Source organism: Variovorax sp. PAMC 28711, assembly GCF_001577265.1.
Classification (GTDB): domain Bacteria; phylum Pseudomonadota; class Gammaproteobacteria; order Burkholderiales; family Burkholderiaceae_C; genus Variovorax.
This window is the reverse complement of the sequence record NZ_CP014517.1, coordinates 2,095,227-2,111,666: the sequence shown is the minus strand read 5'-3', so window position 1 is coordinate 2,111,666 and position 16,440 is coordinate 2,095,227. Positions and strand designations below refer to the sequence as shown.

The following is a 16,440-nucleotide window of genomic DNA, read 5'->3' as shown; positions in this document are numbered from 1 at the left end:
GTGGTACGGAGGCTCAACGCGGCCGCGCCGCACGCCGTCGCAGCAATGCCGCCGCGCCGAGCGCGATCGCCATCACGGCGAACGACACGATGGTCGTGACCGTGCCCAGCGCGTAGATCGACGGCGTGGTCACCGTCGAGGTGAGGCCCTGCAGTTCGAGCGGCAGCGTGTTGACATCGCCGATGGCTTGCGAAGTGCGCGCGATCTCGTCCCAGCTCAGCGTGAAACCGAACATGCCGATGCCGACGATGGAGGGGCCGATCAGCGGCAGGACGACGAAGCGGAAGGCTTGCCACGGCGTCGCGCCGAGGTCGCGTGCTGCTTCTTCGTAGGCCGGATTGAAGCGGTTGAACACCGCGAACATGATGAGCAGGCCGAACGGCAGGGTCCAGGTCAGGTGCGCGCCAAGGGCCGAGGTGAACAGGCCGAGCGCCGTGCCGTAGCCCTCGAGCATATCGGTCGCACCCATCGCGGTGAGCGCGTCCTTGATGCCGGTGTCGAGCAAACGGAACTGAAGGCCAATGCCCAGCGAGATGATGATCGACGGCATGATCAGGCTGGCCACAGTGATGAAGAACAGCGCGTTGCTGCCGGCCAGCTTCTTGCGGAAGGCCAGGCCTGCGAGCACCGACAGCACGACGGTGAACGCCATGACCACGGCGCCGAGCGCGAGCGAACGTCTGAAGGCTGCGCCGATGTCGACCGTGCCCAGCCCTTCGGCCAGTTTGTAGAACCAGTGCAGCGACACGCCGCGCAGCGGGAAGGTCAGGCCGCCCTCGGGGCCCTGGAAGCTGAGCACGAAGATCGTGATCATCGGGCCGTAAAGGAAGACCACGAAGAGCGCAAACACCATGGCCAGCGGCCAGAAGCCGGGGCTGCGTTGTTCGCCGATGCGGTTGCTCATGCCTCAGAGCTCCTTGCGGATGTCGACGAGGCGCGTGAGGCCCCAGATGATCATCAGCACCACGGCCAGCAGGATCATCGCGTTGGCCGCGGCCAGCGGGAACTGCAGGTACGAGGTCTGCACCTGGATGATCTTGCCGATGGAGGCGATCTGCTGGCCGCCCATCACGCCGATGGTGACGAAGTCGCCCATGACGATCGTGATGACGAAGATGGAACCGATCAGGATGCCGGTGCGCGACAGCGGCACGATCACGTTCCACAGCGTCTGCCAGCCGGAGGCGCCGGAGTCGCTGGCGGCTTCGAGCAGCGAGCGGTCGATGCGCATCATGCTGTTGAAGATCGGCACGATCATGAACATCGTGTAGAGATGCACGAAGGCGAGCACCACCGAAAAATCGGAGAACAGCAGCCAGTCGAGCGGCTGGTTCACCACGCCCAGACTCACGAGCGCCTGGTTGACCAGCCCGTTGCGGCCCAGCAGCGGCACCCACGAAATCATCCGGATCACGTTCGACGTCCAGAACGGCACGGTACACAGGACGAAAAGAGCCGTCTGCATGGCGGGCGACCGCACGTGGAACGCGAGGAAGTACGCGACCGAAAAGCCAATGAGCAGCGTGATGCCCCAGACCAGCACGCAGAACTTGAGCGTACTGAGATAGGTGCTGAGCGTGACGCACAGGTCACCGTTGTCGGTGAGCTGCGTGCAGCCTTCGAAAATGCTGAAGTAGTTGCGCAGCGTGAATGCGGGGATCAGCTCGTACTCGTTGAAATTCCACAGGCTGACCAACGCGATCAGCGCCAGCGGGATCAGGAAGAACAGCAGGAACACCAGCGCGAACGGTGCCGCCTGCCACCAGGCCTTCACGGCATGCATGGGCGCGGTGGCAGCGTGGCCAGTTGCGGCGGGTGCACTCACGACGGGATCAGGCCGCGACGAACTCGTTCCACTTCCTGACCATGTATTCGTTCTCGTCCATCACCGCGTTCCAGCAGGCGATGCCGCCCATGCGCTGTTCGTAGCTGCCGCCGTCGCGCACCGAACCGGCCTTGGCGATCACGTCGCCCTGCGGGCTCTTGATGTCCTGGGCGGCCGGCTTGCCTTCCATCCAGTACGCCCACTCGTAGCCTTCCATCTTGGTCTTGGCGGTGTCGAGCACGGCGCTGTAGTAGCCCTGGCGGTTGAGGTACGCGCCGGCCCAGCCGTCGAGGAACCAGTTGATGAATTCGTAGGCACCGTCGAGCTTCTTGCCCGAGAGCGTGGCCGGCAGGCCGAAGCCCGAGGCCCAGGCGCGATACCCTTCCTTGAGCGGCTGGAAGGTGCAGTCGATGCCCTTGCTGCGCACCGCCGTCACGGCCGGCGACCACATCGACTGGATCACGACTTCGCCCGACGCCATCAGGTTCACCGACTCGTTGAAGTCCTTCCACAGCGCGCGGAACTGGCCGGCCTTCTTGGCTTCGATCAAGGTCTTGATCGTCAGGTCGATCTCGGCCTTGGTCATGTTGCCCTTGTCCTTGTACTTGTGGATGCCCTTGGCCTCCACCACCATCGCCGCGTCCATGATGCCGATCGACGGAATGTTCAGGATCGCAGTCTTGCCCTTGAACTCGGGGTTCAGCAGTTCGGCCCACGAAGAGATCGGGCGCTTGATGAGGTCGGGTCGGATGCCCAGCGTGTCGGCGTTGTAGGTGGTCGGGATGAGCGACATGAACTGCGTGGCCGACTTGGCGAAGACCTTGCTTTTCTCGCCTTCGAGGTAGATCACCTTGACCGGCGCCGTGCCCTGGTCGCCCACCTTCTTGCCGGCCACTTCGCCCTTGGTGAACAGCGAGGTGATCTTGTCGGCGTTCTTCACGCGCTTGCTGTCGATGCCCTTGAGGTTGCCGGTCGGCACGATCTTCTTGAGCGAGAAGAACTCGGTGTCGATCAGGTCGAAGCTGTTGGGTGCGGTGACGGCGCGTTTGGTCACGTCGTCGGTGGTCACGGCCACGTACTGGATCTCGATGCCGGTGTCGGCCTTGAACTTGTCGGCGATCGCCTTGTCCTGGTTCACCGCGGTGCCCAGGTAGCGCAGCACGATCTTTTCCTGCGCCTGCACGAAGGGCGCAACGCCTGCGGCCAGGATGCCGGCCATGCCGGTGGCGCCTTGCAAGAGGGTGCGGCGCTTGACGCCATTGGCGAAAGAGTCGATCGGGTCGGACATGAGGAGGCCTCCAGAGTGGGTGTGGGAACAGGGATTCGAAAGAAATGAAACCAGGGGCGCGACCGTCAGGCAGGCACGGCGATGCGCCTCGGTGCCGGGGCCGGCGTGCCGCCGGGTTCGCCGGGTCGCTTGACGCCCGGACCGAGGACTCGCGCATCGGCCTCGGACCACGACAGCACGACCTGATCGCCTTGCGCATAGGGTTGCGCCAGGAACACCGCTTCGTTGAGCAACACCGACACCCCTTTGCGGCCGGCAGCGGCCGCGGTCACTTCGAGGCCGAGCAGCACGTAAGTGCCCTGGTACTCGACGTCAGTCACCGTCGCGGCCACGCCAGGCGCGCCGGCGGAGGCCTGAGCGATCTGCATGTGGTCGCTGCGCACGGCGATCGAACCGGTCGGCGTGTCGAGCACGTCGTGGCCGCCCATGAAGCGCGCGACGAATTCGCTGGCCGGGTGGTTGTAGACCTGGTGCGGCGAGCCGACCTGTTCGATCAGCCCGTGGTTCATCACGACCATCGTGTCGGCCAGCGCCATCGCTTCTTCCTGCGAATGCGTGACGTGGATGAAAGTCAGTCCGAGCTCCTTCTGCCAGCGCCGCAGTTCGGCGCGCATCTGGATGCGCAGGAACGGATCGAGGGCAGACAAGGGCTCGTCGAGCAGCAGCACGCGCGGCTGCGTGATGAGCGCGCGGGCCAGCGCCACACGCTGCTGCTGTCCGCCGGACAGTTCGCCGGGCTTGCGCTCGGCCAGGTGGCCCATGGCGACGCGCTCGAGCAGGTCGCCTGCGCGCTTGTGGCGCTCGACCTTCGAGACGCCCTTCATCTTCAGGCTGAAGGCCACGTTGTCGAGCGCCGAGAGGTGCGGAAAGAGCGCAAAGCTCTGGAACATCATCGCGGTGCCGCGTGCCGCCGCCGGCAGGTTCGTGATGTTGCGGTTGTCGAGCAGGATGTCGCCGCTCGACACCGATTCGTGCCCGGCCACCATCCGCAGCGTCGTGCTCTTGCCGCAGCCCGACGGGCCCAGCAGACAGCAGTAACTTCCGCTGGCGATGCGCAGATCGATCTGGTCGACGGCAGCGGGCGTGCCCGCTGCATAGCGCTTGCTCAGCGAGACGATTTCAACGGCCGCGGGGGGCAGGGCAGTGACAGCATCCATTGCACCGGGTTGTGCAAGACATGTGCCAGCCCGGGGTGCACCGCGACGGTGCGCGACGCTCGCTCAATCGGGGTGCTGCCAGTAGCGATAGCGCCAGGCATCGCTGAAGCTGGCGCGGCGGTAGAGCGAGCGCGCCGCCGCGTTGTTTTCCTCGACCTGCAGGAAGACGCGCTCGACGCCGCGTGCCCGTGCGACTTCGGCCATGGTCGCGAGCACCCGGCCGGCCAGCCCGCGACCGCGCTCGGCCATGTCGGTTCGCATGCCGTGCACGCTGGCCCAGCCGTGGCCGAACGCCAGCATGCCGCACGCCACTGCGCGGCCGCCGTCCCGCACGCTGACATAGCGCGCATCGATGGCCCGGCGCAGCGATGCCACGCGGCTCGCGCCGTCGACCGGATCGACGCCCTCGCCCAGGAAGAGCGCCGCCCAGGCATCGTCGGCCGCCGGGTCGACCGTGGCGGATGCGGATTCCGAAACGCGCCGCATCGCCTGTGCGCGGGCCGTCAGCACCCAGGTCGGCCGGTCGGCGATCCAGCCCTTGTGCTGCAAGGCGCTGCGCATCGGCCCGAGCGACGGCACGTCCGCCAGCCGGAACAACGTCGGCATGCCCCGCGCCCCGTAGCGCGCCTGGACGAAATCGACGGTCTCGGCCGGCGAGGCGTCGAACGCGCCGTGGCCGAGCGGCACGGCCGCCTTGGCGCGCGCGATCGTGCCGGTGTCGAAGGGAAGCAGCCAGCCGCCGTGTTCCTCGACGGCTTGCGCACCGAGTGCCGCCACGGTGGCGCGCTCGATCGCTTTCACGTCGCAATCGTTCATGGCGCAGCGAACCTGGCCGCCGCCACGCTCTTCAGCAAGCTCTCGCGCTGCACCTTGGTGATGCCCCGCACGCCGTCGGCCACCCATTTCGCGCGCGCGGCGTCGATGCTGCCTTCGCGCTGCCACTTCTCGAATGCGGCCTGCGGGTTGTTGAGCATCGCGGCGAGCCACACGGCCTGCGCGGGTTCGAGCTTGGACGCACTGCGCTTGAAGTAGCGCCTTGCCGCGGCCTCGGCGCCGCACGCGCCGTCGCCCCAGGGCGCGTTGTCCAGATAGAGCTGCAGGATGCGCGCCTTGCCCAGCGTCTGTTCCATCTCGACTGCGTAGAGCAGTTCGCGCAGCTTGCGCTCGCCGGTGCGCTCGCTGCCGGTCACCAGCAGCTTGACGAGCTGTTGCGTGAGGGTGCTGCCGCCGCGCTCGACCTGGCCGGCTTTCTGGTTGGCGGCCGCAGCGGCGCCGAGCTCGGTGAGGTCGTAGCCCGGGTGCTGGAAGAAGCGCTGGTCTTCGGCCGCGAGTACGGCGCGGGCCAACCAGCTCTCAACGCCGAGCCGGGCCGATGGGCCGCAGCTGGTGCGCGCATTCAGCATGGCTTCGGTGCCGAGCCCCTCCACGGCGAACTGCGACAGTGTCGGCTGCAGCGTGAAGCTGTCGGCCGGCAGCGCGAGCTGGGCCTTGAGCGCCAGCGTGCCACCGATGCGGGCGCGTTTCAGCTCGGGCAGCTGCGGCAAGAACACCGCGTACCACTGCGCGATCGGCGCTTCAGCCATGTCGATGTCGAGCTGCAGCGTCTTCTGCGTGAGGCGACCATCCCAGCGCCCTCGCAGCGGTGGCGCGCTGTCGTGGGTGGCTTCGAGCGTTCCGTTGAGAACGGCGACGTCGCGCCGGGCAGTGATCAGCAGCCGCTCCAGCCGGATCGGGTTCGCGCCGAGCGCGGGCACTGTGGCGCTGCAGGGCGCGCAGACCAGTTCGAGTGTCTGGCTGGCTTCGCGCCATGCAAAGCGCACCGGGCCGTAGCGCGTGTCGATCGAATGGCCGTCGAGCCGCGGCGCGAACCAGGGCGCGGTGGCCACGCGGAGTGCCGTCGGCACGCCCATGTCGAACGCCACCGGGCCTGCCTGCACCCGGCTCGACCATTCGCCCGCGGCCGGTGCCAGCACGATCTTGACGATCAGCACGACGGCGACGATGGCGGTCACCACCAATGCCAGGCACACGAACAGCAGGGAGCGCAGGATCTTCTTCAAGGGGTCGATTCTTCAAAGCGGGGTCGCGGTGGTGACGGCTTGCCACGGGCCTTTCGATTGTCCGCTCGCAGCCGCCCAGTACCAGGCTGAAGTGTCGGTGAAAGCGAGCCCGTCGGCACCCACGATGCGCTCGCACACACGCAGGGTTTGCCCGCGGCCGCGTTGCGCCTCGAAACACCGCCAGAGCCGCGCCTGGGCATCTCGCTCCAACCGCGCTTGAAGAATGCGGTAGCCGAGCGCGCGGTAGCAGTCGGCCGCCGGGTGAAGCATGCGCGTCGGTGCGACGACCTGGCGCAGCACGAGCATCTGCTGGCCGTCGGTCATGCGGGCGATCGCACCGGGAAACTGCTGCGCGAAACGGTGTTCGACCGCGCTCAGCGCCAACGGCCGCAACGGCGCCCCATCCCATTCCTTCGGCCATTCGTGGAACGCCGCCACGGCGCCCGGGGCGGCGGCGGGCCGCCATGCGCTCACGGTCGCCAGGGCCAGGCACATCAGCATCGCGCCGCCGAAGACCGCCTTGTGCAACGCGCGGTTGACGAAGCGATTGGCGAACCAGCGATCAAAGAGCGGTATCGACACGGCGGCCTCCGATGAATGTCAGGGCGATGCCGCCGCACACGCCGGCGAGCACCACGAGGCCGAAAGCACTGTGCGCCCACGGCACGAGCGGATCGCCGGCGCCCTCGAACGCCACGAGCACGGCGTTGCGCAGGATGTTGCCGCCGAGCACCAGCAGGCCCACGATTGGCAACCTGGACAGGAACGCGCGGTCCGTGCGTTGCGCCCACAGCGCGACGACGCAGGCCGTGAAGTAGCCGAGCCACACCATCTGCACGCCCGAGCACGGCGCATCGACGATGACCAGCCGCCCATCGACCAGCAAGGTGGTGCCTTCACGCAGCACGGTGAACGCCGGCGCGAGCAGCCAGCGACTGGCCTCGGCGGTGACCACGCGCAGCGGGTAGCCCGCGTAGAACTGCAGCGACGACAACAACGGCAACGCCAGCACCGCGAGGCCGACGACCGGCAACGCGGCGATGCGGCGCGGCAGGAACGCCAGCAAGCCGCACGCCAGCGCGAGCACCGCGACGAGCCCGGCGGCCAGTGGCGGCAGCGCCGGCACCGGGCCGAGGCCGGTGCGGCAGAGCGCGGCGAGCAGCGTGCCGCCGGTGGCGAGCGCCAGCCAGCCGAGCCGCGGTGCCGCGCGCAACTGCGAGCGCACTTGCCAGACCAGTGCCACCAGCGCGGCCAGCGCCAGCGCACCGAGCGGGTCGTCCGAGCCGTCGCGCATGCGCTGCACCATCCACACCCAGGTGGGCGTGAGGGCCGCGAACTGCAGCGCGAGCCAGCCGGCCGCCGGCAGGCGGTCGATGCGAATGCTCCAGTCCACCACGCGGGGACGGTGCAGGGCCATTTCAGCGAGCGACATGACCCCCTCCTCAGGCGGTGAAACGACGGACATCGTTGCGACGTGCACGCCGGCGCAGCATGGCCAGCATCGACAACACGACCGCCATCGCGCCGAGCACCTCCGGCTCCGGCGTGCTGGGCACTTCGGCGCCCAGCGTGGCACCGCCGACCGCGAGTTCGCTCACGCCCTTGGGCAGCGGCACTGGCTGGTTCACCGTCGTGCTGTCGGCGGGTGCCAGGTTGCGCACCACCTGGTCGACCGCGATGAAGCTCGTGTACTGCGTGAGCAGGCTGTACTGCAGGCCGAGATCGGTGATGCGCTGCTTGAACGCATCGCCGCCCTCGAGCGTCTCCTGGTCGCTCAGCGACGCGATGCGGTGGCGCGCCCACAGGCTGCGCAGCGCGGCGGTGTCCTGGCGCAGCGACGCATCGACCTTCAGTTCCTGGCGATACGGGCCGTCGGCGCTCCGGCCTTCGATGACGATGCGCCCTTTGGGCTCGCCACGCCATTTGCCGAACACGATGACCGGGCGTTCGCCGAGCACGTCGGGCAGCGCAGCGGGTTCGACGTCATAGACGTCGAGGCCTTCGAACTTCGCCTTCACGCTGGTGAGCACCGGCGATTCGATCATTCGGCGAAAGCGTGCGGCCTGTTCGGTCGCCTGGACCGGGTCGGTGATGACGAACGGCTCGCCCATACCGGCCCGTGCGATGCCTTCCATCAGGCTGCGGTTCACCGACGAACCGATGCCGAACGAGAACACGTTGGCTTGCGAGAGGTTTTTGCGCACCAGCTCGAAGGCTTCGCGCTCGACCGTGACATAGCCGTCGGTCACGACCACCACGGTGCGCGACACGTCAGCCGGCTTCGGCTCGGCGTAGACGCGCTTCAAGGCAGGAATCAGTTCGGTGCTGCCGCTGCCCTGAAAATTCTGGATCGTCGACAACGCCTGGTCGATGTTGGCGCGCGTCGCCGGCACCGAATGCGGCGACAGCATCTTGTTGCTGCCCGAGAACAGCAGCACGTTGAAGGTGTCGCTCGGGCGCAGGCCACCGATGAGTTCCTTCAGCACCACCTTGGCGGTGTCGAGCGGAAAGCCGTGCATCGAGCCCGAGATGTCGACCACGAAGATGTAGTCGCGCGGAGTGACGACGTTGGCAGCGACCGACTTGGGCGGCTCGATCATCGCGAGAAAGAAGTTCTCCGCGTTGTCACCCTGGCCCTTGTAGAGCATCAACCCCGATTCGATCTTCTCGCCGGCCAGGCGGTAGTCGAGCACGAAGTCGCGGTTGTCGGCCGGCTCGCCGCGCCGGGCGAGCGCCACGTCGGCGTGCCTGTCTTCATCGCCTGTCGTCACGTCGATGCCATGCGTGCGCGAGCGCACTTCCTTGATGCCGAGCGGCGTGTCGATCGCGACCTTCATGGCGAAGGTGGTGTTGGGTGCCACGTCGGCGCGCAGCACCGGCTGCGCGACCCAGCCCGCATTCGCCTGCGACGACTGCGGGCTGTTGTAGCGCGGGCCGACCACCGTCGGAAACACGAACTGGTAGTTGCCGGCTTGCGGCACCAGCAACTCGGTGTAGCGCAGCTCGACCTGGATGTCGTCGCCCGGCAGGATGTTGGCGACGTTCATCTGGAACACGTTGGGCAGATGCTGTTCGAGCAGCGCCGCGGTCTTGCCTTCCTTCTTGGCGGTGTCGTACTCGATCTGCGCCTGCTTCTTCTCGCGGATCTGCGCGGTGATGAGGCGATCGGCCAGCCGCACGTTGAGGCCGTTCACGGCCGCCTTGGTCGAGCCCGGGAACACGTACTTCGCCTCGATGGCACGGCTGCCTTCATTGCGGTAGCGCTGCGTCACCGTGACGTCGGCGATCACGCCGGAGATGTGGACCTTGACCTCGGTGCCCTTGAGCGGCAGCCGGTCGGTCGACGGATCGTCGCTCTTCACGAAAAAGTACGGGCTCTCTGTTTTCAGACGCGGGCCTGGCGCTTCCTGCGCGTGCAACGGCCGCACGCCGAGGGCGACGAAGCCCAGCGTGGCCAGGCTCATGGTGGCGAGCCAGAGCCAGCGGCCCGGGCGGGTGGAGGGGAAGGCGGCTTCGGCGGCGGCTGGCATGACGGGTGTTCTCCTTCGGTTCGTGCGACGGTGCACAAAAGCGACTGTCGAAGCCGCGCGAGAAGCCACGAGGAAGGCGAGAAGAGGCTGTGTGAAGTCTGTGTGAAGTGCACCGTGGCGCCACTTCATACGGGCTTCGGATGCGGCGGCGAGCATCGGCTGCATCGACATCCAGGAAGAGAGAAAACATGTTCCAGACCCTGCGCAATTCAGTGCTGGTCAAGGTCGCCGCGCTGGTGCTGTTGACCTTGCTGCTGTGCATCCCGCTGTCCGAAATCGGCTCGCTGATCCGCGAGCGCGGCAACAGCCGCAACGAGGCTGCACAGGAGCTCGCCCAGACCTATGCCGGCTCACAAACGCTGGTCGGCCCGCTGCTCGTGGTGCCCTACACCGAGCGCTGGACCGAAGACGAGCGCAACGACAAGGGCCGTGTCACCGGCCGCGTCGCACGCAGTGCCGAACGGGCACATATCGTGTTCCCCGACAAGCTGGCGATCGACGGCAGCATGACGCCGCAGGAACGCTATCGCGGTATCTTCAAGATTCCGTTCTACACGCTCGATGCCACACTGGAAGGTGGCTTCTCGGCCTTCGACACGAAGACACTGCCGCACCTGCAGAAGAACTCGACCGTCGAGCTTGGCGGCAAGACGCCGTTCATGCTGCTCTCGGTCACCGACCTGCGCGGCCTCGATGGCTCACCGACGTTCACGTTGGGCGAGCAATCACTGCGCTTTGCGCAAGGCGTGCCCGACATCGCCGGCATCGCCGCGCCGGCGCAAGGCATTCACGCACCGCTCTCGGGCAGCGCGCTCGTCGCCTGGCAGAAGGGCGAGGCATTGCCGTTCAAGCTCAAGCTCGGCCTCGTGGGCCAACAGACGCTCTCGATGGTGCCCGCCGCTGAGGAGACCACGGCACACATCACGTCGCCCTGGGCGCACCCGAGTTTCGGCGGCCGCTTCCTGGCGTCGGAACGCAGCGTGACGACTGAAGGCTTCGATGCACGCTGGCGCGTCAGCGCGCTCGTGAGTTCGGCACGCGAGCAAGTGCGATCGGCCATGGCCGCCGGTGTCGTCGATGAGGGCTCGACCGAAGCCACGGCCGACGCGATCGACGCGGCACGCCCGGTGGCACGTCGCGCCGGCGACCGCACCCAGCTCGACACTTTCAATGTCGCGCTGGCCGAGCCGCTCAACGTGTATGCGATGTCGACCCGTGCGGTGAAGTACGGCGCGCTCTTCGGCGGCCTGGTGCTGATGGCGGGCTTCATGTTCGAACTTTTCCGAAAGCTGCGGCTCCATCCGGTGCAGTACGGGCTCGTGGGCCTGTCGATCGCGCTGTTTTTCCTATTGCTCGTGGCGCTGTCCGAGAAACTGCTGTTTTGGCAGGCCTATGCCGTCGCCGCCAGCGCGAGTGTGTTGCTGCTCGCTGTGTACTTCAGCGCAGCCCTGCAGGGCTGGCGGCGCGGCGCTTCTTTCGCAGCTTACGTGGCGTTGCTGTACGGCGCACTCTACGGTCTGCTCGCGTCGGAAAGCAATGCGCTGCTGCTCGGTGCGCTGCTGGTGTTCGGCATGTTGGCGGCGTTGATGGTGGCCACGCGCAAGGTCGACTGGTATGCGCTGTCCGCACCCGCCGTGCCGACGGCATCGGCAGCGGCGTCCCCGATGGTGCTTTCGCCATGATTTCAGGAACAGGCATGACCCCGATTCGCAAGGTGTTGAAGTGGGGCGCGATCGGCGCCGTGTCGGGCGCGGCCGCACTCGCGCTGGTCGGGGGCATCGCGCTGGCGGTGATCTACCCGAAGGTGCCGGACGTCTCGGCGTTGTCTGATTACCGGCCCAAGCTCCCGCTGCGCATCTATTCCGCGGAGGGCACGCTGATCGGCGAGTTCGGCGAAGAGCGTCGCAAGCTCATGCCGATCGAGGCGATCCCGAAGGTCTTGAAGGACGCGGTGCTCGCGGTGGAAGACGCCCGCTTCTATTCGCACGGCGGCATCGACTCGCTCGGCCTGTTGCGCGCCGTGGTGTCGAATCTGCGGCACGGCATGCGCCAGGGTGCGTCCACCCTCACGCAGCAGGTCGCGCGCAATGTGTACCTGAGCGCCGAGCGCACGCTGAGCCGCAAGGTCTACGAAGCGATCCTCGCCTTCAAGCTGGAGCACCAGTTGAGCAAGGACCAGATCTTCGAGATCTACCTGAACCAGATCTACCTCGGCCAGCGCGCCTACGGTTTCGCTTCAGCGGCAGAAGCGTACTTCGGCAAGTCGTTGCAGGACCTCACGCTCGCCGAAGCGGCCATGCTCGCGGGCCTGCCAAAGGCGCCCGTGACCAACAACCCGATCGTCAATCCGGTGCGTGCGCGCAGCCGGCAGCTGCACGTGCTCTTTCGCATGCAGGAGAACGGCTTCGCCACGGCCGAGCAGGTGGCAGAAGCGAAGAAGGAATCGCTGCATCTGCGCGCGGCGAACGATCCGAACAGTCCGCACGCCGAATACGTGGCCGAGACGGTGCGCAAGCTCATGCATGCGCAGTACGGCGACAGCATCTACACACGCGGACTCACGGTGCAAACCACGCTGGTCGCGGCCGACCAGCAGGCCGCCTACCGATCGCTACGCAAGGGCATCATGGATTACGAACGCCGTCAGCCCTACCGCGGGCCCGAGGCGTTCGTCGACTTGCCGAACGCGCCAGCCGCCCTCGACGACGCCGTCGACGACGCGCTGGCCGATCATCCGGACAACGACGACATCGTGGCGGCCGTCGTGCTCGAAGCCGATGGCAAAGGCATCGAGGCCGTGCGCGCGAACGGCGACACCGTGCACATCGCTGGCGACGGCTTGCGATTGGCACGCCAGGCCTTGTCCGACCGTGCCGCGCCGAACATCCGGCTGCGGCGTGGCGCGGTGATCCGCGTGATGAAGGGCGCGAACGGCATCACCTGGGACCTCACGCAACTGCCCGAAGTCGAAGGTGCCTTCGTGGCGCTCGATCCGCAAAGCGGCGCCGTGAAGGCGATGGTCGGTGGCTTCGATTTCGGCAAGAGCCAACTGAACCGCACGACGCAGGCATGGCGGCAGCCGGGCTCCAGCTTCAAGCCCTTCATCTACTCGGCCGCACTCGAAAAAGGCTTCACGCCCGGCACGGTGGTGAACGATGCCCCGTTGTTCTACGACGCGGCCGCCACCGGCAGCCAGCCCTGGGAGCCGAAGAACTACGACGGCACGTTCGACGGCCCGATGTCGCTGCGGCGGGCGCTGCAGCAGTCGAAGAACATGGTGACGATCCGCCTGCTCGAATCCATCGGCACCGGCTATGCGCAGGACTGGATCACGCGCTTCGGCTTCGATCGCGACAAGCACCCGGCCTACCTGCCGATGGCGCTCGGCGCGGGCTCGGTCACACCGATGCAGATGGCCACGGCCTACGCGGTGTTCGCGAACGGCGGCTACAAGGTCGACCCCTATCTCGTCACGCGCGTCACCGATCGCGATGGCAAGGTACTGAGCGAAGCCACGCCGCCGGTGCGCGACGAAACCCATCGTGCGATTCCCGAACGCAATGCCTTTCTGATGGCCAGCCTCCTGCAAAGCGTGGTGAGAGGCGGCACCGCGACCAAGGCCTGGCAAGCGCTCAAGCGCGACGACCTGTACGGCAAGACAGGGACGACCAACGATTCGGTCGACACCTGGTTCGCCGGCTTCCAGCCTTCGATGGTCGGCATCGCGTGGGTCGGCTACGACACGCCGCGCCAGCTCGGCGTGCGCGGCGAAACCGGCGGCAGCCTGAGCCTGCCGATCTGGAGCGGCTACATGCAGACCGCGCTGAAGGGCGTGCCGGTCGCAGAAGTGAGCGAGCCCTCAGGACTGGTGCACGTCGACGGCGAAACCTACTTCGACGACTACGGACCCGGCCGCGGCGTGGCGAGCCTGGGCCTCGACAACCTGCCGACGCCCGCCGCCGAAACGCTGGCCGCCGCCCCGGTCAGCCCGATGCCGCAGGCCGAGGAGCGCAACCGCATCCTCGAGTGGTTTCGCTAGAGCCCGAGGCGGTCGGAGTGGCGCGGCAGGTGACTGACCGGCAGGGTCAAGGTGGCGACCGCACCGCCGCCTTTCGCGTTCGCGATGTCGATGCGCCCGCGGTGCAGCGCCGCGATTTCCTTGACGAACGCGAGCCCGAGCCCCGTGCTCTTTTTCTGGCTGTGCGGACGCGCAAGCGAATAGAACTTCTGGAACACCTTGTCCTGCGCGTAGTCGGGAATGCCCTGGCCGTGGTCTCGCACCGCCACGCGCACATGCTTGTGGGTGGCCGCCAGCGTCAACAGCACCTCGCTGTCGGCCGGTGAGAAATCGATCGCGTTGTCGAGCAGGTTGCTGACGGCACGCCGAAGCAGGAACGCGTCGCCTTCGGTCGCCGCATCGTTCTGGATGTCCAGCCGCAAGCGGATGCCGCGCGCCAACGCTGCCGCATGCGCGCTGGTGGCGATGTCGTCGAGCAAGGAACCGAGCGGCACGATCTCGATGCGGTCGAGCACACGGCGCGTTTCGAGCGCGGTGAGTTCCATCATGCGATCGACGATTTCCTGGATGCGCTGCGTCTCGCGCGTGATGTTCGCGAGGAAACGTTCGCGCTCTTCATGCGGCATCGACGGTTCCTGCAACAGTTCGGCCGCACCGCGAATCGCCGACAGCGGGCTCTTCACTTCGTGCGTGAAGGTCTGCACGTAGTCTGCGACGTAGTTGCGACCGGTGAGCGTGTCGCGCATTTCCCCGATGCCGCTGCGCACCGCATCGACCGCGCGCCGCGCCATGGCGCGCAGGCTCAGCGTGCGCTGCGCCCGCACCCATGCGAAGTAGTCGGCAACGAGCCCGAACGGACGCACCAGCCAGACCGACACGATGATGGCGAGCACCAGCAGCGCCAGCGCCGAACCGACGCCGACGGCCAGCGTGCGCGCACGTGCGTCTTCGATGAACTGCCCGAAGCTCTGAACCGGCTTGCCGACGCCGACCATGCCGACGATCTCGTTGTTCCAGCGAATCGGCGCACCGACGAACATCACCGAAGTGCGCGCGTCGTTCTCCACGTCGCGCGAGGTGCGGGCGCCGTACAGGCCGGCGAGCGAGCGGCTCACATCGGTCCACTGCGAATAGTCGGCACCGGTCGCGCGACCGAGCGAATCGAACAGCACGCGGCCGCTGCGGTCGGTGACGTAGGCGCGCAGCTCGACGCGGTTCTTGTGCAGGTTGTAGATCTGCGCCGAGAACTCGCGCGCGTAGAGCGAGCGGAACAACGGCTCGAGCCGTGCCGTGTTGATCGCTCCGGCGATCACGTCCTGCTCGACCAGGCTGGCCATGAGCTGGGTCGTTTCCACCAGCGACTCCTCGGCCGATTCGCGGTAGCGCGGATCGATGTCGAGCACCACGCGGTACAGCAGGAAGGCAATGCCCGCCGTGTAGATCAGCAGGATGCCGATGAAGATGCGGGTGCGGCGGCTCACGACGAGGTGGTGGGCAGGTCTTCGTTCAGCGCGTAGCCGGTACCGCGCAGCGTGCGGATCGGCTCGATGTCGGGCGCAATCGCCTTGAGCTTGGCGCGCAACGTCTTGACGTGCGCATCGACGGTACGGTCGAAGCTGTCGCTCGCGTCGTCCCACACGTGCTCCAGCAACTCGTCCCGGGTGAAGACGCGTCCGGGCCGTTGCACCAGCAGGCGCAGCAGGCCGTACTCGTAGCGCGACAGGTCGAGCAGGCGACCGTAGTAACGGATCTGCATGCGCTCGGCGTCGAGCGCAAAGGGCGTCGAGGGCAACTCTGCGGGCTCAGCCGTTGCCAGCACTGCTGGCGGTGCCGATGGCCCTGCATTGCCTTGCCGCGCACTGCGCCGAAGGATGGTTCGCACGCGCGCCACCAGCTCGCGCGGCGAGAACGGCTTGGCAATGTAGTCGTCCGCACCGAGCTCCAGCCCGACGACCCGGTCGATCTCGTCGCTGCGGGCGGTCAGGAAGACCATGGGCACCTCTGGCGCCCCGGTGCTCTGCGAGATGGCCTGGAGCCTCTTGAAGAGCTCGAAGCCGTTCAGGTCGGGTAACCCTACGTCCAGGATCGCCAGAGCCGGTGGCGAGGCGCTGAACGACGCGATGGCCTCGGCCGCCGTCGCGCACCAGACCGGATCGAAGCCGTCGGTCTTCAAAACGTACCGAAGGGTGTCGGCGATGCCCGATTCGTCTTCGGCGATCAGGATTCGGGGCTTGGGCGACATGGGTTGCATCGTAGCCGTGGCATCCGTGCCGCAACGGTTTGCGCAATCTTTCGAAATCGCCTCCGGCCTTGTTCTTATCTCTTATTTCTTCTATTTAAGTTAGTAGTAGTAGATAAGGGACGCGCCTGTCTGTGGACAGGCTGCTTTTCCTGAATGCTGACAACGACTTGGCCTGCTCCGCCGGCTGTGTGCACCCCCGCTTCCGTGCTGTACCGCCAAAAGGGATAACAAACGGGGAAGGCACCGCCCTGTGGATAACCGACCGCTTATGCCGGAACGCTCCCCAGAGTTGTCCTTTGACAGGGCTCCGCAATTCTGCG

The 16,440-nt window shown here is 66.8% G+C and carries 13 protein-coding genes; 2 read left to right on the top strand and 11 right to left on the bottom strand.

Annotation, left to right across the window (positions count from 1 at the left end; genetic code table 11):
* Positions 1–13: 13 nt before the first annotated feature.
* The 9 genes from AX767_RS10425 to AX767_RS10385 all read right to left on the bottom strand — a co-directional run bounded on the left by AX767_RS10425 (position 14) and on the right by AX767_RS10385 (position 9,860).
* Positions 14–904 carry an ABC transporter permease gene (locus tag AX767_RS10425; protein ID WP_068631071.1) on the bottom strand — a complete coding sequence of 297 codons (891 nt, stop codon included), beginning with the start codon at positions 902–904 and terminating at the stop codon, positions 14–16.
* Between the two features lie 3 nt (positions 905–907).
* Positions 908–1,825, bottom strand: coding sequence for an ABC transporter permease (locus AX767_RS10420; RefSeq protein WP_082754977.1), 918 nt, complete (start codon positions 1,823–1,825; stop codon positions 908–910).
* A 7-nt stretch (positions 1,826–1,832) separates the two neighbouring features.
* Positions 1,833–3,113: an ABC transporter substrate-binding protein gene (locus AX767_RS10415; protein WP_068631067.1), complete on the bottom strand. Its 1,281-nt coding sequence runs from the start codon at positions 3,111–3,113 to the stop codon at positions 1,833–1,835.
* A 65-nt stretch (positions 3,114–3,178) separates the two neighbouring features.
* On the bottom strand, positions 3,179–4,270 hold the full coding sequence (locus AX767_RS10410) for an ABC transporter ATP-binding protein (protein ID WP_068631065.1): 1,092 nt from the start codon (positions 4,268–4,270) through the stop codon (positions 3,179–3,181).
* Positions 4,271–4,333: 63 nt separating this feature from the next.
* Entirely contained in the window at positions 4,334–5,086 is a 753-nt protein-coding gene (locus tag AX767_RS10405; RefSeq protein ID WP_068631062.1) for a GNAT family N-acetyltransferase, read from the bottom strand.
* Complete coding sequence (locus tag AX767_RS10400) at positions 5,083–6,330, bottom strand: biosynthetic peptidoglycan transglycosylase (RefSeq protein ID WP_068631060.1); 1,248 nt, start codon at positions 6,328–6,330, stop codon at positions 5,083–5,085. Before AX767_RS10400 ends, AX767_RS10405 begins: the two co-directional genes overlap by 4 nt.
* Before the next feature lie 12 nt (positions 6,331–6,342).
* The gene (locus AX767_RS10395; RefSeq protein WP_068631058.1) at positions 6,343–6,912 is read right to left on the bottom strand and encodes a hypothetical protein; all 570 of its coding nucleotides are present in this window, start codon (positions 6,910–6,912) and stop codon (positions 6,343–6,345) included.
* Entirely contained in the window at positions 6,893–7,762 is an 870-nt protein-coding gene (gene xrtQ / locus AX767_RS10390) for an exosortase Q (protein WP_068631056.1), read from the bottom strand. Before xrtQ ends, AX767_RS10395 begins: the two co-directional genes overlap by 20 nt.
* A gap of 10 nt (positions 7,763–7,772) precedes the next feature.
* Positions 7,773–9,860, bottom strand: a complete 2,088-nt coding sequence (locus AX767_RS10385) for a VIT and vWA domain-containing protein (RefSeq protein ID WP_068631054.1) — start codon at positions 9,858–9,860, stop codon at positions 7,773–7,775.
* Positions 9,861–10,048: 188 nt separating this feature from the next.
* Between AX767_RS10385 and creD the strand changes: the two genes are divergently transcribed.
* Entirely contained in the window at positions 10,049–11,542 is a 1,494-nt protein-coding gene (gene creD, locus AX767_RS10380; protein ID WP_068631051.1) for a cell envelope integrity protein CreD, read from the top strand.
* A gap of 14 nt (positions 11,543–11,556) precedes the next feature.
* Positions 11,557–13,899 (top strand): penicillin-binding protein 1A, encoded by a 2,343-nt coding sequence (locus AX767_RS10375; protein ID WP_068631049.1) that lies wholly within the window; start codon positions 11,557–11,559, stop codon positions 13,897–13,899.
* Here AX767_RS10375 and creC read toward each other — a convergent pair.
* Together creC and creB are read right to left on the bottom strand one after the other, a co-directional pair.
* A complete protein-coding gene (creC, locus tag AX767_RS10370; RefSeq protein WP_068631047.1) occupies positions 13,896–15,359 on the bottom strand; it encodes a two-component system sensor histidine kinase CreC in 1,464 nt (487 codons plus the stop codon). The genes AX767_RS10375 and creC overlap by 4 nt on opposite strands.
* Positions 15,356–16,120 carry a two-component system response regulator CreB gene (gene creB, locus AX767_RS10365; protein WP_068631044.1) on the bottom strand — a complete coding sequence of 255 codons (765 nt, stop codon included), beginning with the start codon at positions 16,118–16,120 and terminating at the stop codon, positions 15,356–15,358. The genes creC and creB overlap by 4 nt, the downstream gene beginning before the upstream one ends.
* Positions 16,121–16,440: the final 320 nt, after the last annotated feature.